This window comes from Pseudomonas sp. NPDC086251 (assembly GCF_044746405.1).
Lineage (GTDB): Bacteria > Pseudomonadota > Gammaproteobacteria > Pseudomonadales > Pseudomonadaceae > Aquipseudomonas.
In genome coordinates, this window is the sequence record NZ_JBIVBY010000036.1 from 1 (window position 1) to 18,736 (window position 18,736).

The following is an 18,736-nucleotide window of genomic DNA, read 5'->3' on the forward strand; positions in this document are numbered from 1 at the left end:
GTCACGCTGGGCCTTACTGGCCGGTTTCTTTTTGGTCGGCATACATGCACCTCTGCAACATGTTATGCCCGAACACAAAATTTATGACACTCCCCTAAAGCCAACACCTCAATCCCGGTAAAACACCTGCACCAGGTGATACCCAAACTTGCTCTTGATCGGCCCATGCACCACCCGTAGCGGCTTTTTGAAGATCACCGCATCAATCACCCCGACCATCTGCCCCGGCCGCACTTCACCCAAATCACCACCGCGCTTGCCGGACGGGCAGGTGGAGTACTTCTTGGCCAGCACATCAAAGGCTTCGCCCTTGGCGATGCGTTGTTTGAGCTGCTCGGCTTCTTCCGAGGTTTTCACCAGAATGTGGCGGGCTTGAGCTTTCATTTGGCAGTACCTTGCAACGGTGATGGCTATGTTGGTGCCCGCATGGGGCGCGGGATTATGCCTTAACTCACTCGGATTGGCCGATCATCGTGCGAATCTTGTTGGCCAGCAGGTCAATGGAAAAGGGTTTGGCTACCATGTCCATCCCTTCTTCCAGGAAGCCCTGGCGCTCGGCGGCTTTCTCCGCATAACCGGTCATGAACAGCACCTTGAGGTCGGGACGGTGCTGGCGCGCGATTTCCGCCAGTTGTCGGCCGTTCATTCCCGGCAGCCCGACATCGGTCACCAGCAGGTCGACCCTCAGGTCCGATTCCAGCAAGGGCAGGGCGGTCTTCGCGTCTTCCGCTTCATGGGCGTGATAACCCAGTTCGTTGAGCAGGTCGAGCACCAGCATGCGCACCGCCGGATCGTCCTCCACCAGCACCACGGTTTCGCCGGCAATGGCTGCCGGCGTCTCGCCCGTGACCGGCAACAAGGTATTTTCCGGCACCGCGACGAACAACCGTGGCAGGTACAGGCGAACGCTGGTGCCTTGACCGGGCACGCTGTGCAGGCTCACGTGTCCGCCCGACTGCTGGGCGAAACCATAGATCATCGACAACCCAAGCCCGGTGCCCTGGCCGATCGGTTTGGTGGTGAAGAACGGGTCGAAGGCCTTGGCCAGCACCGACGGCGTCATGCCGGTGCCGTTGTCGCTGACGGCGATCATCACGTAATCCCCGGCCTTGACCGGTTCCAGGGTGGTGATGTCACTGCCGTCGAGGTACACATTGGCGGTTTCGATCAGCAACTCGCCGCCATCGGGCATCGCGTCCCGGGCGTTGATCACCAGGTTGAGCAGGGCGTTTTCCAGTTGGCTGACGTCCGTGCTGACCGGCCACACTTCATCGGCCAGTTGCAGTTTGAGCTCGATGTGATCGCCCTTGGTCCGGCTGAGCAAGTCTTCCAGGGAATGGATCAGCTCATTGGCGTTCAGCGGCTTGCGATCCAGCGACTGACGGCGCGAGAACGCCAGCAGGCGATGGGTCAGGGCGGCGGCGCGGTTGGCCGACGACACCGCTGCTTCGGTGAAACGACCAATCTCGGCAGCGCGCCCGTCGGCAATGTAGCGTTGCATGAGGTCGAGGCTGCCGATGATCCCGGTGAGCATGTTGTTGAAGTCGTGGGCGATGCCGCCCGTGAGCTGGCCAACCGCTTCCATTTTCTGCGCATGGCGCAATGCCTCTTCGGCGCGCTCGCGTTCGAACATCTCGCTGAGCAGCTTTTCATTGGCCTCGGCCAATTGTCGGGTGCGGGCGGCGACTCGCTCCTCAAGGGTTTCGTTGAGATTGCGCAGGGCTTCTTCGGTTTGCTTGCGTTCGGTTTCGTCGATCACAAAAATGTAGAAACCGTTCACCGCACCATCGGAACCGTGGCGCGGCAAGTAATTCATCAGGGCATGGCGAATACTGCCGTCTCGGTGCGGGGTGCTGATGTTGAAACAGCAGGGCTTTCCGGACAGTGCTTCGGCGATGTGCTCGGCGCGCAAGGCATAGGCTTCTTCGCCGAGGACTTCACGAACGGTGCGGCCGAAGAGTTCCTGGGGTGTCAGGCCGTACCAGTCGAGATAAGCGGCGTTGTTCAGGCGAAAGCGCTCTTCGCTGTCGACGTAGCTGATCAGGATCGGCATGGCGTTGATGATCAACTGCAGCTCGGTCTGACTCTGGCGCAACGCCTGCTCGGTGAGCTTGCGTTCCGTCAGGTCCAGGGCTGCGCCAAGAAAGCGGATCGGCCGACCATGGTGGTCCTTATAGCAACGCCCGCGGGCAAACACCCAGCGCAACTGGCCATCGGCTTGCAGCAGGCGATATTCCTCGGCGTATTCGGTGCCGTGGGTGATGCAGTGCTTGATGGCGCGGGTGACCATGCCGCGGTCTTCCGGGTGGACCCCATGGAGGTAGGCACTGATGGGTAACTGACTGGCCAACAGCGGGTCAATGCCATGTAATTGGGCAAAGTGGGTGTCGGCGATGAAGTGGTCTTCGCTGATGTCCCAATCCCAGGTGCCGACGGCGTCGGTGGCGGCGAGGGCCAGTTGCAAGCGTTCTTCGGTTTCGTGCTGGGCCTTGAGGCTGGCGGCCGAGCGCTGTTCAAGCTCGAGGGCAATGCGTCGGCGCTCGTTGGTTTCAATGGCGGTGACCAGAATCCCGGCGACCTCGGCGCTTTCATCGCGGATGGGGCTGTAGGTCAGGTCCAGCCAGAAGTCGGAATCCACGCCGTCACGCTGTAGAGTGAAGCGCTGCTCGCTGTAGCTCCGCACTTGTCCTTGTAGGACGGCGCTGTAAATCGGGTCGGTAAAGTCTTTGAGTTCTGGCCAGATTTGGTGAGTAGGCTGTCCGAAAGCGTGTGGATGCTTGCTGCCGGCCAGCAGGGCGAAGCCGTCGTTGTAGATCTGAGTCAGCTGCGGCCCCCACAGCAACAGCATCGGCATCGGCGAATGAATCACGATGTCCACGGCGGTTCGCAGGCTCTGCGGCCAGGTACTGGCAGCGCCCAGCGGGCTGCGTGTCCAGTCGAGCCTGGCAATCAAGGCCTGGGCATCGCTGCCGGTCGGTGATGCGTTCATCAAAATGTCCTGCACTAAAGTCGGTGTGGCGACGTCTACTATCCTTGCAAGCGGTCGACGCTGGATGACCCGTTCGGGGTCATATTTTTTCATTGAATGCTTCGCGGGTGCTTTTTGCCATGGATATCGATGCACTGTTAAGACTGCTGGCCAGCCAGAATGGCTCCGATCTTTACCTTTCCACCGGCGCGCCACCCAGCGCGCGGTTCGACGGCGTCCTCAAGCCCCTGGACGATCAGCTGTTCAAGCCGGGGGAAATCGTGGCCATTGCCGACTCCATCATGGACGCCGAGCAGCGGCTGGAGTTCGATCGGGAACTGGAGATGAACCTTGCGATCTCGTTGCCGGGTGTCGGGCGCTTTCGGGTCAATATCTTCAAGCAGCGCAACGATGTGTCGATTGTGGCGCGCAACATCAAACTCGACATTCCACGCTTTGAAGACCTCAATTTACCCTCGGTACTGCTCGAAACAGTCATGCTCAAGCAAGGCCTGATGCTGTTCGTCGGCGCCACCGACTCGGGCAAGTCTACCTCGCTGGCGGCCTTGATCGACTATCGAAACCGCCATAGCTGCGGCCACATCATCACCATCGAAGACCCGGTCGAGTACATTCATCGGCACAAAAAGTCGATCATCAACCAGCGCGAGGTCGGCGTCGATACCCGCAGTTTTCATGCCGCCTTGAAAAACACCCTGCGCCAGGCACCGGACGTGGTGCTGATCGGTGAAATCCGCGACCGCGAAACCATGGAGCACGCGCTGGCATTTGCCGATACCGGTCACCTGGTGATTTCCACCCTGCATGCGCACAACGCCAACCAGGCGCTGGACCGCATCATCAACTTCTTCCCCGAAGAGCGCCACACGCAACTGCTGCATGACTTGGGCAACAACCTCAAGGCCTTCGTCTCGCAACGCCTGGTGCGTACTCGCGATGGACAGCGACGGGCGGCGGTGGAAGTGATGCTGGGCACGCCAACCATCGGCGATCTGATCCGGCGCAATGAGCTTTCCGAGCTTAAGGGGATCATGGAGAAGTCGGTGGAGCTGGGAATGCAGACGTTCGATTGCGCGCTTTACGCACTGGTGGTCGAGGGGGCGATCGATGAGGAAGAAGCGCTGAAACACGCAGACTCGGTGAACAACCTCAGATTGCGCCTGAAGCTGCACGCCGAAGCGTCACCCGGCCCCCACGCACCACCGGGCGAATGGGGCCTGATGGACTGACACAATTCAACTGTGGGAGCGGCGGTGCGACGATTCGACTTGCTCGCGAAGGCGCCGTGTCAGTCAATATTCATTTCGACTGACACACCGCTTTCGCGAGCAAGCCCGCTCCCACACTCGATCGCTGTCAATAAAGTAGTTCGGGGCGGTTGCGGAATTGCTCCAGCGCTTCGGGATTGGCCAGTGCATCGGTGTTTTTCACGGTCTGCCCATGCACCACATTCCTTACCGCCAACTCGACCACCTTGCCACTGATCGTCCGGGGAATGTCGGTCACCGCGACAATCTTCGCCGGCACGTGCCGTGGCGTGGTGTTCGCACGTATGACCTGGCGAATCTGCGTTTGCAGCGCCTCATCCAGTTCGACGCCATCGCGCAAACGCACAAACAGCACCACCCGCACGTCATCCTGCCACTGCTGACCGATGGCTACGCTATCAAGCACCTGCGTGACTTTTTCCACCTGACGGTAGATTTCCGCCGTGCCGATGCGCACGCCGCCAGGGTTGAGCACGGCGTCTGAGCGGCCGTGGATCATCATCCCGCCGTGGGGCAGTTGTTCAGCGTAATCACCTTGAGCCCAGACCCCGGGAAACTGGCTGAAGTAAGACGCGCGCAGCTTTTCTCCGCTGGGGTCGTTCCACAGGCCAATGGGCATTGCCGGGAAGTGCCGGGTGCAGACCAGTTCGCCTTTTTCGCCGATGACCGGACGGCCTTCGTCATTCCAGACCTCGACGGCCATGCCCAGGCTCTTGCCCTGTATTTCCCCTCGGCGAACCGCCTGCAACGGATTGCCGTTCACAAAGCACGAGACGATGTCAGTGCCGCCGGACATCGACGCCAGGCACAGGTCGCTCTTGAAATCGCGGTAGACGTAATCGTAGCTCTGCGGCGACAGCGCGGAACCGGTGCACAGCAGGACTTTTAGGCTGTCCAGGTCGTGGCTGTCGCGCGGCTTCACGCCATTGCTTTCCAGGGTCGCGAGGTATTTGGGGCTGGTGCCGAATACGCTGATGCGTTCGTCGTCGATCAAATCGATCAAGCGCTCGGGCCCCGGATGAAACGGCGAGCCGTCATACAGCACCACGGCGCTGCCCACCGCCAGGGCCGAGACCAGCCAGTTCCACATCATCCAGCCGCACGTGGTGTAGTAGAACAAACGGTCTCCGGGGCCGAGACCGGAATGCAGGCCGTGTTCCTTGACGTGTTGCAACAGCACGCCGCCGGTGCTGTGAATGATGCATTTCGGCACGCCAGTGGTGCCGCTGGAATAGAGGATGTACAGCGGATGTGCGAAGGGCACCGGAACGAAATCCGGCTCGCCGCCCGGTTCGTAAAAATCATCCCACAGCGTTACGTTGGCCACCGTGCGGAAGTCTGTGATGTGCGCGTGGGGGCGCGCATAAGGCACGACGATCAACTGCTGCAAGGACGGCAGGCGTTCGAGGATTTCGTTGACCTTGGCGGTCTGGTCAATTTCCTTGCCGGCATAACGATAACCGGCGCAGGTGATCAGCACCTTCGGTTCGATCTGGCCGAAACGGTCGATCACCCCTTGAGTGCCGAAGTCCGGCGAAGAACACGACCAGATTGCGCCAAGACTGGTGGTGCCGAGCATTGCCACCAGGGTTTGCCAGGTGTTCGGCATGCAGGCGGCGACACGGTCGCCGATACCGACCCCGGCGGCGATCAGGCTGTTTTGAAAGCCGGCGACATGCTCGGCCAGTTCGGCCCAGGTCAACTGTTCGCGCTGGCCGTTCTCACCGATGGCCACCACGGCCACGGCATCATCGCGGCGGCGCAGCAGGTGATCGGCGAAGTTCAGGGTGGCGCCGGGGAACCACTCGGCACTGGGCATTTGCGCGCCTTCCACCAGCACCGCGTCGGGTTGGTCGTGAAAGCGGATGTCGAAGAAGTCGACGATCGCCTGCCAGAAGGCTTCTCGCTGATCGATGGACCATTGATGCAGCGCAGGGTAGTCGTCGACGTGCAGGTGGTGCCGCTGATTGATGAAGCGCCGAAAGGCCTCCATGCGGGTCTTGCCGATGCGCTGGGCGCTGGGTTGCCAGAGGATGTCGGACATGGCTTGCCTCTTGTTCTATCTTCAGATCCATTCGCGGGCAAGCCTCGCTCCTACAGGGGATCGCATTTCACTGTAGGAGCGAGGCTTGCCCGCGAAGAACGATAACGCGGTCCAGCGTCAAATCACTGCGCCAACCACCCACCATCAATATTCCACGCCGCGCCCCGCACCTGGCTACCGGCTTCACTGCACAAAAACAGCACCAACTCGCCCAACTGCGGCGGCGTCACGAACTCCAGGGACGGCTGCTTCTCGGCCAGCAAATCGTGCTGCGCCTGCTGCGGGTCGATCCCCTTGGCAATGCGATCATCAATCTGCTTCTGCACCAGCGGCGTCAACACCCAACCCGGACAGATAGCGTTGCACGTGACGTTGGTTGCGGCGGTTTCCAGCCCGACCACCTTGGTCAAGCCGATCACGCCATGCTTGGCCGCGACGTACGCAGCCTTGCCAGTCGACCCTACCAGACCATGCACCGAAGCGATGTTGATGATCCGTCCCCAACCTTTGGCGCGCATGCCCGGCAGGCTCAAACGAGTGCTGTGAAACACCGACGACAGGTTGATCGCAATGATCGAGTCCCAGCGCTCCACCGGGAACTCGTCCACCGGTGCCACATGCTGGATGCCGGCGTTGTTCACCAGAATGTCCACGCCGCCGAACTCGCGCTCGGCGTAGGCGATCATCTCGGCGATCTGCGCCGGATCACTGACATCGGCCGGGTGATGGCCGACCTTGCCGCCGAACTGCTCGACTTCGGCAATCACCTTGGACGCGTCGCCGAAACCGTTGAGGATCAAATGGGCCCCCGCCTTGGCCAGGCTGAGGGCGATGCCCAGGCCGATGCCGCTGGTGGAACCGGTGACCAGTGCGGTCTTGCCCGAAAGAGTCGTCATGTATATCTCACACAATGCCAGTGGCGTAGAAAGTACCGATCACCACAAAGACCGCCAGGGTCTTGATCAGCGTAATACAGAAAATGTCTTTGTAGGCCTCACGATGGGTCAGGCCGGTGACCGCCAGCAAGGTAATCACCGCGCCGTTGTGCGGCAGGGTGTCCATGCCGCCACTGGCCATCGAGGCAACCCGGTGCAGCACTTCAAGCGGGATGTTGGCGGCCTGCGCGGCGGCGATGAAGTCATTGGCCATGGCCGCCAGGGCGATGCTCATGCCGCCCGAGGCTGAACCGGTGATGCCGGCCAGCAGGGTCACGGTAATCGCTTCGTTGACCAGCGGATTAGGGATGCTCTTGAGCCAGTCGGCCAGCACCAGGAAGCCCGGCAGCGAGGCGATCACCGCACCGAAGCCGTATTCCGACGCGGTGTTCATCGCCGCCAGCAACGCGCCGCTGACCGCACTTCTGCTGCCTTCGGCGAGCTTGCCGCGAATCGCCTTGAAGCCGAACGCCAGCACCATGAGGATGCCGACCAGCAACGCGGCTTGAACGGCCCAGATCGCCGTGAGTTTGGCGATTTCGGTGGTCACCGGCGCGGCCATGCCCGGCAGCGCGAGGCTGTGGGTCTTGCCGTACCACTGCGGAATCCACTGGGTGAACAGCAGGTTCATGATGCCGACGGCCAGCAGTGGCGACAGTGCGATCCACGGATTTGGCAGCTTGATATCAGCAGCGGTTTCCGGCTCGTTGCGCAGTTCGGTGCCATACCCTTCGCCGGCGCGCTGAGCCTTGTTGCGCTGACGCTGGAGAAACAGCATGCCGGCGCAGAACACGAAAATCGCTCCGATCAAGCCCAGCCACGGCGCCGCCCAGGCGGTGGTGTTGAAGAAGGTGCTGGGGATGATGTTCTGGATTTGCGGGGTGCCGGGCAGGGCGTCCATGGTGAACGAGAACGCGCCGAGGGCAATGGTCGCCGGGATCAGGCGTTTGGGGATGTTGCTCTGGCGGAACATTTCCGCGGCAAACGGGTAGACCGCGAACACCACCACAAACAGCGACACGCCGCCATAGGTGAGCAGGGCGCAGACCAGCACGATCACCAGCATCGCCTGACGGGTGCCAAGCAGGCGAATCGCCGCCGCGACAATCGAGCGCGAGAAGCCGGACAGCTCAATCAGCTTGCCGAACACCGCACCGAGCAGGAACACCGGGAAATACAGTTTGATGAAGCCGACCATTTTCTCCATGAACACCCCGGTGAAGGCAGGGGCAACGGCGGAAGGGTCGGTGAGCAGCACGGCGCCGAGGGCGGCAATCGGGGCGAAAAGGATAACGCTGTAGCCACGGTAAGCCGCGAGCATTAGCAGCGTGAGGGCTGCCAAGGCAATGATCACACTCATGGTGTGTCTCCTGGATTGTTATTTTTGTAGGGTGGATCTTTTGTGGGTGAGGGCTTTAGCGAGATTCGTGCCACGTATGCAACATGTTGAAAGATAAGGATATTTTTATTTATTCATGTTGATTTTAAGAAGTTCGTCTCTGTTGTGAGATTTCTGCGGATAGGGATGGCCTCTTCGCGAGCAAGCCCGCTCCCACATTCGACCGCATTCTTCTGCACGACTCGGTAGAAATGTGGGAGCGGGCTTGCTCGCGAATGGTCTATCTAACAATAGAGATATATGTCTCTTTATAGAGACTCAGCAATCCCCAACGCTACCATCTTCTTGTACAACGTCGACCGCCCCAACCCCAACCGCGCCGCTGCTTCAATCACCTTCCCCCCGCATTGCGCCAAGGCCGATTCAATCAACTGCCGATCAAACCGCTCCCGAGCCTCACTGAATGTCTCATGCGCAACCGGCTCGACATTCAGGGGCGCCACACGCTCCACTGGCGTAAATGTCCCAATCGCCGCACGAATATCCCCCGCGTTCAACATCAGGTCATCACTGAGCAACGCCGCTCGCTCCAGCACGTTTCGCAATTCACGAATATTCCCCGGCCAGGCATGCTGGCCCAGCAGGTCCAGGGCTTCGCGGTTCAGTTCATGCTGGCTGCGCAGTTCCTCAAGGATCGCTTCACTGAGCGCTGGCAGATCGTCGAGGCGATCGCGCAGTGGCGGCACCTGGATCGGCAGCACGTTGAGGCGGTAATACAAGTCGGCGCGAAATTCGCCGCGTTTGATCGCCGCTTCCAGGTCAGTAGAGGTCGCGGCGATCACGCGCACGTCGCTCTGAATCACCTCATTGGAGCCCACCGGCTCGAATTCTTTTTCCTGCAGCACCCGCAGCAGTTTGCTTTGCAAGGGCAACGGCATGTCGCCGATTTCATCGAGGAACAACGTGCCGCCCTGGGCAATCTGCAACTTGCCCACCCGGCCCTTGCGGTCCGCGCCGGTGAACGCGCCCGGGGCCGTGCCGAAGAATTCCGCTTCCAGCAGTGACTCGGGAATCGCCGCGCTGTTGATGCTGACAAAGGCTTTGTGCGCACGCGGCGAAGCGCCGTGGATCGCCTGGGCCAGCAGTTCTTTGCCGGTGCCGGTTTCACCGAGCAGCAACACCGGCGACTCGGCGCTGGCACTGCGTCGGGCGCGGCGTTTGACTTCGAGGCTGGCGGCGCTGGTGCCGATGAAGTGGGCGAAGTTGTATTTGGTCTGCCGCGAGCGCAGCAGCGAGCGGGTGGACGCCAGTTCTTCCTGCATGCTCATGTAGCGCTTGAGCATCGGCGACAGGCTGCGCAATTCGTCGAACAGCGCAAAGCCGATGGCGCCGATCACCACGCCGGCATCGTCGTGAATCGGAAGGCGCATGACCACCAGCGGTTCTTTGGGGGTGTCCTGCATGTCGAGCAAAATCGGCCGGCCGGTGCGCACCACCTCGCGCAACAGACTGCCGGGGATCACGCTTTCGCAGGCTTTGCCGATCGCCACCTCGGCCGATTCCAGGCCAAAGCGCCGCGCGTAGCGTTCGTTCATCCAGACGATATTGGCGTCCCGATCGACAATCACCGTGCCTTCACTCGACTGCTCAATGATCTCGAACAACGAACGGATCGCCAGCAGGCGAACGCGCTGGTAGTCCTTGAGGCTTTCGGTGGTGTTCATGGAGGCTGATCCTGATTGTTTGTTGCTGGTGCGGGCGCCTTCGCGGGCAAGCCTCGGTTCATAATGGCCTACGCTGGATGCGCCGCCGCCAACAGCTCTTTGGTGTACGGATGCTGCGGCGAATCGAACACGTCGTGGCTGGCGCCGCGTTCCACCACTTTGCCGTCCTTGATCACGATCATGTCGTGAGCCAGCGCACGCACCACTGCCAGGTCGTGACTGATGAACAGGTACGTGAGGCCGTGTTTTTCCTGAAGCTGGCGGAGCAGGGCGACCACTTGCTTTTGCACCGTGCGATCCAGCGCCGAGGTCGGTTCGTCGAGCAGGATCAGCGCCGGTTTCAGCACCAGCGCCCGGGCGATGGCGATGCGTTGGCGCTGGCCGCCAGAGAACTCGTGAGGGTAACGATGGCGGCTTTGCGGGTCGAGGCCGACTTCTTCGAGGGCCCGAATCACTTCAGCCTTGCATTCGTCAGCGGTTAACTGGCTATGCACCTCAAGGCCTTCGCTGATGATCTGCGCCACGGACATCCGCGGGCTGAGGCTGCCGAACGGGTCCTGGAACACCACCTGCATCTTCTTGCGCCACGGCCGCAACTGCTTCTGCGTCAAGCCGTCCAGCGCCGCACCCTGAAAACGAATGCTGCCTTCGGAGTCGAGCAAACGCAGGATCGCCTGCCCCAGCGTCGACTTGCCGGAACCGGATTCGCCGACGATACCCAACGTTTTGCCGCGCTGGATATTCAGGCTGATGCCGTCCACGGCCGTCAGGTAGGTCTTGCGCTGGAACAGCCCGCCACCGAGGGCGAACTGCACCCGCAAATTGTCCACTTCCAACACATTTTCGCGCTCGTCCCGGGGCAGGGCTTCACCTTCCGGCTCGGCGTTCAGCAGCACGCAGCTGTAAGGGTGTTTCGGCTCGGTAAACAGTATTTCGCAAGGGGCCTGCTCGACGATTTCCCCGGCCTTCATCACGCACACCCGCTGGGCGATGCTGCGCACCAGATTGAGGTCATGACTGATCAGCAGCAGCGACATGCCGAGCCGCTGTTGCAGGGATTTGAGCAACAGCAGGATCTTGCGCTGCACCGTCACGTCCAGCGCCGTGGTCGGTTCGTCGGCGATCAGCAACTCCGGCTCGCAGGCCAGGGCCATGGCGATCATCACCCGTTGGCGCTGACCACCGGACAATTGATGGGGATAGGCCTTGAGGCGTTCCTTGGGTTTCTGAATGCCCACCAGGTGCAGCAATTCGAGGATCCGCGCCTGTGCCGCTTTACCGGCCAGGCCCTTGTGCAGCAGCAGCGTTTCGCCGATCTGCTTTTCAATGCTGTGCAGCGGGTTGAGCGAGGTCATCGGCTCCTGGAAGATCATCGCGATCCGGTTGCCGCGCAACTCGCGCAGCACCCTGGCGTCGGCGCCCACCAGTTCCTTGCCGCGATAGCGAATGCTGCCGGTGGTTTCGGTACCGGTCTCGGGCAGCAGTTGCAGGATCGAGTGGGCGGTCACCGATTTGCCGGAACCCGACTCGCCGACCAGCGCCAGGCATTCGCCCGGGCGGATGTCCAGGCACAGCTTGCGCACCACGGCCTGGCCGTTGAAGGCGACGCTGAGGTCACGGATTTCGATCAGGTTAGTCATATCAACAGTCCGCGTCATGATCGTGGGTCAAAGGCATCACGCAACGCCTCGCCGATAAACACCAGTAAAGAAAGAATCAGCGCCAGGGTGAAAAACGCCGTCAGCCCCAGCCACGGCGCTTGCAGGTTTTGCTTGCCCTGACCGATCAACTCGCCCAGCGAGGCACTGCCGGCCGGCATGCCGAAACCGAGGAAGTCCAGTGCAGTCAGCGTGGAAATGGCGCCGGTCAGAATGAACGGCAGATAACTCAGGGTCGCGTTCATCGCGTTGGGCAGGATGTGCCGCACGATGACTTTGCGGTCGGTCAGGCCCAGTGCCCGCGCCGCTTTGACGTATTCCAGATTGCGCCCGCGCAGGAACTCGGCACGCACCACGTCCACCAAGGCCAGCCATGAAAACAGCGCCATGATCCCCAGCAACCACCAGAAATTCGGCTCGACAAACCCCGACAGGATGATCAGCAGGTACAACACCGGCAGCCCCGACCAGACTTCCAGCAAGCGCTGGCCGATCAGATCAACCCAGCCGCCGTAATAGCCTTGCAGCGCGCCGGCAGCAATACCGATCAACGCGCTGACGAAGGTCAGCATCAAGGCAAACAGGATCGACACCCGTGCGCCGAAGATCACCCGGGCCAACACGTCGCGAGCCTGGTCGTCGGTGCCCAGCCAATTCACCTTCGAGGGTGGGCTCGGCGCCGGTTTGTTCAGGTCGTAGTTGGGTGTGTCGTCGCTAAAAGGAATCGGCGGGAACAGCAACCAGCCGCCGTCCTTTTTGATCAGCTTCTGCACATAGTCACTGCGGTAGTCCGCCTGGAACGGCAGCTGCCCGCCGAACTCCTGTTCGGTGTGGCGCTTGAAGGCCGGGAAGTACAACGAGCCCTGGTAGCTGACAATCAGCGGCTTGTCGTTGGCGATCAGTTCGCCGCCGAGGGACAGCACGAACAGGCCGACAAACAACCACAGCGACCACCAGCCACGACGGTTTTTCTTGAAGCGTTCGAAACGCCGACGGCCTAACGGCGAGAGCTTGAACATCAGGCGTTCCTCGCGGCGAAGTCGATACGCGGGTCGACCAGGGTGTAGCACAGGTCGCCGACCAGTTTGATCAAGAGGCCGAACAGCGTGAAGATGAACAGCGAGCCGAACACCACCGGATAGTCCCGCGACACCGCCGCTTCGTAACTCATGCGACCCAGGCCGTCGAGGGAGAAAATCACTTCGATCAGCAACGAACCGGCGAAAAACACGCTGATGAACGCCTGGGGAATGCCCGACACCACCAGCAGCATGGCGTTGCGAAACACATGGCCGTACAACACTCGGCGCTCGCTCAAGCCTTTGGCACGGGCGGTGACCACGTACTGACGGGTGATTTCATTGAGGAACGAGTTTTTCGTCAGGATGGTCAACGTGGCGAAACCTCCGATCACCAGCGCCGTCACCGGCAGAACCAGGTGCCAGAAGTAATCGGCGATTTTGCCCACGGTCGACAGCGAATCGAAGTTGTCCGAGACCAGCCCGCGCACCGGGAACCAGTTCAGCGAAGTGCCGCCGGCGAAGACCACGATCAGGAACATCGCGAACAGGAACGCCGGCATGGCGTAGCCGATGATGATTGCGGTGCTGCTCCAGATATCGAAGTGGCTGCCGTGGTGTACGGCTTTGCGGATGCCCAAGGGAATCGACACCAGATAAGTGATCAGCGTCGCCCAGAGCCCGAGGGAAATGGTCACCGGCATTTTTTCAAGGATCAGGTCAGTGACGGTGGCGCCACGGAAGAAGCTCTTGCCGAAGTCCAGGCGCGCGTAACTCTTGAGCATCAGCCACAGGCGTTCCGGTGCCGGTTTGTCGAAGCCGTACTGTTTTTCGATCTCCTTGATCAGTTGCGGATCGAGGCCGCGACTGGCCCGCGAGGTGCCGGACATGGTCTCGCTGGAACCGCCACCGACACTGGCGCCGCCAATGCCTTGCAGGTGCGCGATGGCCTGTTCCACCGGTCCGCCCGGCGCGGCCTGAACGATGATGAAGTTGACCAGCAGAATGATCACCAGCGTCGGAATGATCAGCAGCAAACGCCGCAGTATATAAGCCCACATCAGTGCGGCCCTCCGGGTTTGCCACGGCGGATTTTCTCGGCGGTCATCTGTTGGTTGGTCAATGGCGTGGTGCTCATTTCCCACCAGCTCTCGATGGCTTCGTCATTGCTCGCTTGCACGTTCGGTATGCCGAAACGATTCCACCACACGGTAGAGGTACCCGGCGGGTAATAGTTGGGAATCCAGTAGTAGTTCCATTGCAGCACCCGGTCCAGCGCGTGGGCATAGCGCAGCATGTCGGCTTGGGTGGTCGCGCGGATCAGCCCGGCGATCAAGGTATCCACGGCCGGGTTTTTCAGCACCATGTAATTGTTGGCACCGGGATCGGTGGCCGAGACCGAGCCGAAGTAATTGAGTAGCTCACTCCCGGGCGAGGTGGTGACCGGGTAGCCGGTGACGATCATGTCGTAGTCGCGGCTCATCAGGCGATTGACGTACTGCGACGAATCGATGCGACGGATGTTCAGGTCGATGCCGATCTGCTTGAGGGTGCGCTTATAAGGCAGCAGCAAACGGTCCATGCCGTTCTGGCTGACCAGGAAAGTGAAGCTCAGCGGTTTGCCTTCGGCGTTGACCAGTTGATCACCGTCGGGTTTCCAGCCGGCCTGTTCGAGCAGGTCAAGGGCCTGCAACTGTTTGTCGCGAATCAGGCCGCTGCCATCGGTTTTCGGGGCTTCAAAGACCTTGGTAAAGACTTCATCGGGAATTTGCCCGCGCAAGGGTTCGAGAATCGCCAGCTCGGCGGCGTCCGGCAATTGTCGGGCGGCGAGGTCGGTGTTGGAAAAGAAGCTCTGCTGGCGGATGTACATGTCGCGCATCATCTGCCGGTTGCTCCACTCGAAATCCCAGAGCATCACCAGCGCCTGGCGCACCCGGCGGTCCTGGAACATCGGGTTTTGCAAATTGAAGACAAAGCCCTGGGCCGGTTGGGGTGCCTCTCTTGCCAGGTGAGACTTTTGCAGGCGACCGTCGCTCAGCGCCGGGCTGTCGTAGCCGATGGAGTAACCGGTGGCGGAAAATTCGCGGTTGTAGTCGTAGGCACCGCCGCGCAGCACCTGGCGCGCCACGTCGGTGTCGCCGAAGTACTCAATGCTGAAATGATCGAAATTGTAGAGGCCGCGGCTCACCGGCAAATCCTTGCCCCACCAGTCGGCATTGCGTTCGAAGGTGATGCTGCGCCCGGAGTCGACCTTGCCCACTTTGTACGGGCCGCTACCCAGCGGCGGTTCGTAACCGCCGCCACCGGCGAAGTCGCGGGTTTTCCACCAATGCTCGGGAAACACCGGCAAGGTCGCGATGTCCAGCGGCAGGGTGCGGTTTTCGTTGTTCTTGAAGTCGAAACGAATGGTCAGTGGCGACTCCACTTCGACGCCTTTGACGTCGGCGAACTGGGTTCGATAACGCAGGCTGCCCTGGGTCATCAGCAAGTCGAAGGTGTAGCGCACGTCTTCGGCGGTGATCGGCTTGCCGTCGGCAAAACGGGCCTTGGGGTTGAGGTAGAAACGCAGGGACAGACCGTCGTCGGAGCGCTCCATCTGCTGCGCCACCAGGCCATACACGGTGTAAGGCTCGTCCAGCGAACGCTGGGCCAGGGGCGAATAGAGCAGGCCGTCGATCTGCGTAACGCCGATGCCTTTGTCGATGTACGGCAGCATATGGTCGAAATGACCGATCTCGATCGCCGAGCGCCGCATCGTGCCGCCCTTGGGCGCTTGTGGATTGGCGTAGGCAAAGTGACTGAAGCCGGCAGGGTATTTCGCCGGTTCGCCGTACACGGTCATCGCTTGTTGCGGTGCAGCAGCATTCACACCGGCGGCGCCCAATAACAGCGCCACGGCAGTGAACAATAAAGTAGGGAAAGCCAGTCGCATTGTCAGCCTTAGAGCCGGGTGGTCGTTAACCACAATTTGTACGCTAGCGGCGCGTCCCTCGCCAGCCGTATACGTAACAGAAACACAACGGCCCACCAAAAGGCGGGCCGTTATGCACAGTGCAGGCGTTGATCAGTCCTGACGGCTGGTCACTTCCAGCAGGTGGTAACCGAACTGGGTCTTGACCGGGCCTTGCACCACGTTGAGCGGTGCGCTGAAGACCACGGTGTCGAACTCCTTGACCATCTGACCCGGACCGAACGAACCCAGATCACCGCCCTGGCGGCTCGAAGGGCACGTAGAGTTGGCTTTGGCGACTTCGGCGAAATCGGCGCCGCCTTCGATTTGGGCCTTCAATTCGTTGCACTTGGCTTCGCTGGCAACCAGGATGTGACGGGCAGTGGCTTTAGCCATGGAAAAATACTCCTTTCAATGTTCGTTAAAGTGCTGAGCCTACCGGATTCAGTGGCCTATTTCTCCTCAAAGTTCCGTCCACATTGCATGGTCAGGATGGCGTTGCTTATAAACCGGCCTTTTTCAAGCGTTCGGCGTGTTGCACATACAGCTCAATCGGGTCGACACCCTTTCGCTCCCGGCCGGTTGTCTGGCCGAGGCTGTCCAGATGATCCATCGGATAGTCGGAGCGAATCACTTTACCCAGGTGGGAGCTGTAGCGGCCGACCATGCCGTCATTCTGCTCGGCTTCGGTGGTGAAATACCGGGAAAAGGCTCGGGACACAGCGTGCAGCGGATCGAGTACATGGAGTCCTGCATCGAGGCTGTTCCCCTGCAAGGTGCCGCTCCAAGAGTAGTAGCGTACACCGTTGACCAGCTCACGCCCCTTGCCACCCCAGCTTTTTGGCAGCGCCTGGGGGTATTTGTCATTGAACGCGCCTACGCCTTCGGTGGTCAGGGCGTTCAGCGCCGCGATGGCGTTTTGCGGCAGGTCTCGATTGCCGCTGAGCAACGACAGAAAGTCGGCGAACAAGGTGGCGACCGTCTCGGCGACATGTTCCGGCAGGCGTCCGGGTATCAGGGCCTTGCGCAGGAAGTCGGCCAGTTCCGAGCCGTGGTTCGGCCCGCTGACCGACGTCACCGAAGCGACGATGTCTGGCGCAACCGCTGCTGCATAACGCGCAGCGAGTGCGCCTTGACTGTGACCGATCAGGTTGACTTTTTTCGCACCGGTTCCTTCCAGGACCCGTTCGATCTGCGCCAGCAGTTGGTCACCGCGAACTTCGTTGCTATGGGTAGCCGACAGGTGGGGAACGAACACCCTGGCACCGGCACATCTCAGGGCTTGTTTGACGTCCTGGAACAGCTCGATGTGGCCGATGCGATCGAAACCGAAGAGCCCGTGAACCAGCAGGATAGGCGAGTGAGTGCTTGCATTCCGTTGCATGTTTATACCTTTTCTCAGGAGTTCGAAGTGTGTGCCTGGGGCTCACTCTAAAACACTCCGGCGGTGCGGCGATGTCTGAAGAAGCCGCTGTAACCTGATGAAAACGGAATAGAAAACGTACGAAAAGTCGGAACTGGATGAGGTCTTGGTCGGAATGTCCCGACATCTTTTCATCGAGTTCCGGTCGCTTTCGAGCAATGACCTACTTGGCGAATGGCATTTGTCCGTGCACCCCGAAGCACTCACCTGACATCGCGGATCATGCCCATGGGGTTCAATAGTCTTCATTCGATGCAGCCTTTCGAGGTGGCGTTTATTCCAAGGACTGGAGCGTGTGAATGACTACCCATGAAGCAGAGACTCAAACCGTTGTAAGCCAATCAATGCCCGTGCTGGATCAGGCGCAAAACGGGATGCTGGATCCCTCTGAAAGAAAAGCCGTCATCAAGGTCAAGCCTTATCCGGGAATGGCCTGCGGAGACAAATTGCGCCTGTCCTGGGCAGGGCTGGACGTCGAAGGCATTGCTTACCCGCATGAAATTGCGCGTTTTGTCAGTGAGGGGCAGGTGGCCCAGGAGATCGTCTTCACGGTGCCCGCCGTGCACATCGCCGCCCTCGACGGTGGTTCGCTGGAGCTTTATTACACGCTTCAGAGTGCGCGGCTGCCTGAACCTGTGCAGTCCCGACGTTTGCAACTGGACGTAGGCGATGCCAGGCCCGACTTGCTGCCTGCAATCGTTAACGATGCCGTAGGCGGTACGCTCGATCCCGAGAGGGTAGTGGAAGGCGCGCTTGTCACCCTCAAGCCCTACGCCCGTATGGCGATTGGCGACAAAGTTTTGTTGTCCTGGGCGGGTGTTACACCCGAGGCGAGCCTCGATGACGCGTTAATCGTCGAGTCCTTTGCGATAGGCGGGGACCTGTCGTTCTGGATAAGCCCGGACTGCATTGCGCCGAACCTTGGGGCCACTGTCACCGTCAGCTATTGCGTCGTACAGGACGGACAATCCCCCCGTTACTCAGAGCCCGCGCGAGTGTTGATCGGACCTTTGCAGCGCGGTCCGTTGTTAGCGCCCGAAGTGCTTGAGGCCGAAGAAGGCAGGCTGGATCTGCAAGACGCAATGGATGGTGTAACCGTTGTCATCAATGACGCCCAGGCGGAAGAAGGGGAACTGGTCTACCTGAAATGCGACGGCGACTATTTCAGTCACCGCGATGATCGCGACATCACCTGGGAAATGGCCGGGCAGCCGCTGGTGTTTATCGTCCCCTACAGGTTTTGGCGCGAGCATCGAGACTTGACCGTCCGGGTGGCCTACTCGGTGGAGCGGCTGGACGATGTCAGTCAGAAATCCGACGTGACGTGGGTGCAGGTGCAGTCTTAACCAGTGGTCATCACCCACCCGTCCTCGATTGAGTCCGGGTG

General features: G+C 60.4%; 14 protein-coding genes. 2 read left to right on the top strand and 12 right to left on the bottom strand.

Going from position 1 to position 18,736, the window contains the following annotated elements; all coding sequences use genetic code 11:
- Window positions 1-108 precede the first annotated feature (108 nt).
- Complete coding sequence (locus ACIPL2_RS29520; protein ID WP_007898282.1) at window positions 109-384, bottom strand: peptidylprolyl isomerase; 276 nt, start codon at window positions 382-384, stop codon at window positions 109-111.
- Between the two features lie 67 nt (window positions 385-451).
- The gene (locus ACIPL2_RS29525) at window positions 452-2,989 is read right to left on the bottom strand and encodes a PAS domain-containing protein (protein ID WP_401362699.1); all 2,538 of its coding nucleotides are present in this window, start codon (window positions 2,987-2,989) and stop codon (window positions 452-454) included.
- A 119-nt stretch (window positions 2,990-3,108) separates the two neighbouring features.
- On the opposite strand from ACIPL2_RS29525, the gene ACIPL2_RS29530 reads away from it, so the two are divergent.
- Window positions 3,109-4,218: a PilT/PilU family type 4a pilus ATPase gene (locus ACIPL2_RS29530; protein ID WP_401362702.1), complete on the top strand. Its 1,110-nt coding sequence runs from the start codon at window positions 3,109-3,111 to the stop codon at window positions 4,216-4,218.
- A gap of 127 nt (window positions 4,219-4,345) precedes the next feature.
- Here ACIPL2_RS29530 and ACIPL2_RS29535 read toward each other — a convergent pair whose 3' ends face one another.
- From ACIPL2_RS29535 to ACIPL2_RS29580, 10 genes are all read right to left on the bottom strand, one after another.
- Complete coding sequence (locus tag ACIPL2_RS29535) at window positions 4,346-6,301, bottom strand: acetoacetate--CoA ligase (protein ID WP_401362705.1); 1,956 nt, start codon at window positions 6,299-6,301, stop codon at window positions 4,346-4,348.
- A 122-nt stretch (window positions 6,302-6,423) separates the two neighbouring features.
- Window positions 6,424-7,197, bottom strand: a complete 774-nt coding sequence (gene hbdH / locus ACIPL2_RS29540; protein WP_401362707.1) for a 3-hydroxybutyrate dehydrogenase — start codon at window positions 7,195-7,197, stop codon at window positions 6,424-6,426.
- A gap of 7 nt (window positions 7,198-7,204) precedes the next feature.
- Window positions 7,205-8,596 (bottom strand): GntP family permease, encoded by a 1,392-nt coding sequence (locus tag ACIPL2_RS29545; protein WP_401362710.1) that lies wholly within the window; start codon window positions 8,594-8,596, stop codon window positions 7,205-7,207.
- Between the two features lie 287 nt (window positions 8,597-8,883).
- On the bottom strand, window positions 8,884-10,299 hold the full coding sequence (locus tag ACIPL2_RS29550; RefSeq protein WP_401362713.1) for a sigma-54 interaction domain-containing protein: 1,416 nt from the start codon (window positions 10,297-10,299) through the stop codon (window positions 8,884-8,886).
- 68 nt (window positions 10,300-10,367) lie between these two features.
- Window positions 10,368-11,939, bottom strand: a complete 1,572-nt coding sequence (locus ACIPL2_RS29555) for an ABC transporter ATP-binding protein (RefSeq protein WP_401362716.1) — start codon at window positions 11,937-11,939, stop codon at window positions 10,368-10,370.
- A 14-nt stretch (window positions 11,940-11,953) separates the two neighbouring features.
- A complete protein-coding gene (locus ACIPL2_RS29560) occupies window positions 11,954-12,976 on the bottom strand; it encodes an ABC transporter permease (RefSeq protein ID WP_401362719.1) in 1,023 nt (340 codons plus the stop codon).
- The gene (locus tag ACIPL2_RS29565) at window positions 12,976-14,037 is read right to left on the bottom strand and encodes a microcin C ABC transporter permease YejB (protein WP_401362722.1); all 1,062 of its coding nucleotides are present in this window, start codon (window positions 14,035-14,037) and stop codon (window positions 12,976-12,978) included. The genes ACIPL2_RS29560 and ACIPL2_RS29565 overlap by 1 nt, the downstream gene beginning before the upstream one ends.
- The gene (locus ACIPL2_RS29570) at window positions 14,037-15,908 is read right to left on the bottom strand and encodes an extracellular solute-binding protein (RefSeq protein ID WP_401362725.1); all 1,872 of its coding nucleotides are present in this window, start codon (window positions 15,906-15,908) and stop codon (window positions 14,037-14,039) included. The genes ACIPL2_RS29565 and ACIPL2_RS29570 overlap by 1 nt, the downstream gene beginning before the upstream one ends.
- A 132-nt stretch (window positions 15,909-16,040) precedes the next feature.
- The gene (locus tag ACIPL2_RS29575) at window positions 16,041-16,322 is read right to left on the bottom strand and encodes a peptidylprolyl isomerase (RefSeq protein WP_059405911.1); all 282 of its coding nucleotides are present in this window, start codon (window positions 16,320-16,322) and stop codon (window positions 16,041-16,043) included.
- A 106-nt stretch (window positions 16,323-16,428) separates the two neighbouring features.
- Window positions 16,429-17,310 (bottom strand): esterase/lipase family protein, encoded by an 882-nt coding sequence (locus ACIPL2_RS29580; protein ID WP_401362728.1) that lies wholly within the window; start codon window positions 17,308-17,310, stop codon window positions 16,429-16,431.
- 338 nt (window positions 17,311-17,648) lie between these two features.
- On the opposite strand from ACIPL2_RS29580, the gene ACIPL2_RS29585 reads away from it, so the two are divergent.
- A complete protein-coding gene (locus ACIPL2_RS29585) occupies window positions 17,649-18,695 on the top strand; it encodes a hypothetical protein (RefSeq protein ID WP_401362731.1) in 1,047 nt (348 codons plus the stop codon).
- The last annotated feature ends 41 nt before the right edge of the window (window positions 18,696-18,736 follow it).

Bases quoted from the DNA above. Each gene is read 5' to 3' on its own strand.
- ACIPL2_RS29520 (WP_007898282.1), bottom strand. From the start codon at position 384: ATGAAAGCTCAAGCCCGCCACATTCTGGTGAAAACCTCGGAAGAAGCC.
- ACIPL2_RS29525 (WP_401362699.1), bottom strand. From the start codon at position 2,989: ATGAACGCATCACCGACCGGCAGCGATGCCCAGGCCTTGATTGCCAGG.
- ACIPL2_RS29530 (WP_401362702.1), top strand. From the start codon at position 3,109: ATGGATATCGATGCACTGTTAAGACTGCTGGCCAGCCAGAATGGCTCC.
- ACIPL2_RS29535 (WP_401362705.1), bottom strand. From the start codon at position 6,301: ATGTCCGACATCCTCTGGCAACCCAGCGCCCAGCGCATCGGCAAGACC.
- hbdH (WP_401362707.1), bottom strand. From the start codon at position 7,197: ATGACGACTCTTTCGGGCAAGACCGCACTGGTCACCGGTTCCACCAGC.
- ACIPL2_RS29545 (WP_401362710.1), bottom strand. From the start codon at position 8,596: ATGAGTGTGATCATTGCCTTGGCAGCCCTCACGCTGCTAATGCTCGCG.
- ACIPL2_RS29550 (WP_401362713.1), bottom strand. From the start codon at position 10,299: ATGAACACCACCGAAAGCCTCAAGGACTACCAGCGCGTTCGCCTGCTG.
- ACIPL2_RS29555 (WP_401362716.1), bottom strand. From the start codon at position 11,939: ATGACTAACCTGATCGAAATCCGTGACCTCAGCGTCGCCTTCAACGGC.
- ACIPL2_RS29560 (WP_401362719.1), bottom strand. From the start codon at position 12,976: ATGTTCAAGCTCTCGCCGTTAGGCCGTCGGCGTTTCGAACGCTTCAAG.
- ACIPL2_RS29565 (WP_401362722.1), bottom strand. From the start codon at position 14,037: ATGTGGGCTTATATACTGCGGCGTTTGCTGCTGATCATTCCGACGCTG.
- ACIPL2_RS29570 (WP_401362725.1), bottom strand. From the start codon at position 15,908: ATGCGACTGGCTTTCCCTACTTTATTGTTCACTGCCGTGGCGCTGTTA.
- ACIPL2_RS29575 (WP_059405911.1), bottom strand. From the start codon at position 16,322: ATGGCTAAAGCCACTGCCCGTCACATCCTGGTTGCCAGCGAAGCCAAG.
- ACIPL2_RS29580 (WP_401362728.1), bottom strand. From the start codon at position 17,310: ATGCAACGGAATGCAAGCACTCACTCGCCTATCCTGCTGGTTCACGGG.
- ACIPL2_RS29585 (WP_401362731.1), top strand. From the start codon at position 17,649: ATGACTACCCATGAAGCAGAGACTCAAACCGTTGTAAGCCAATCAATG.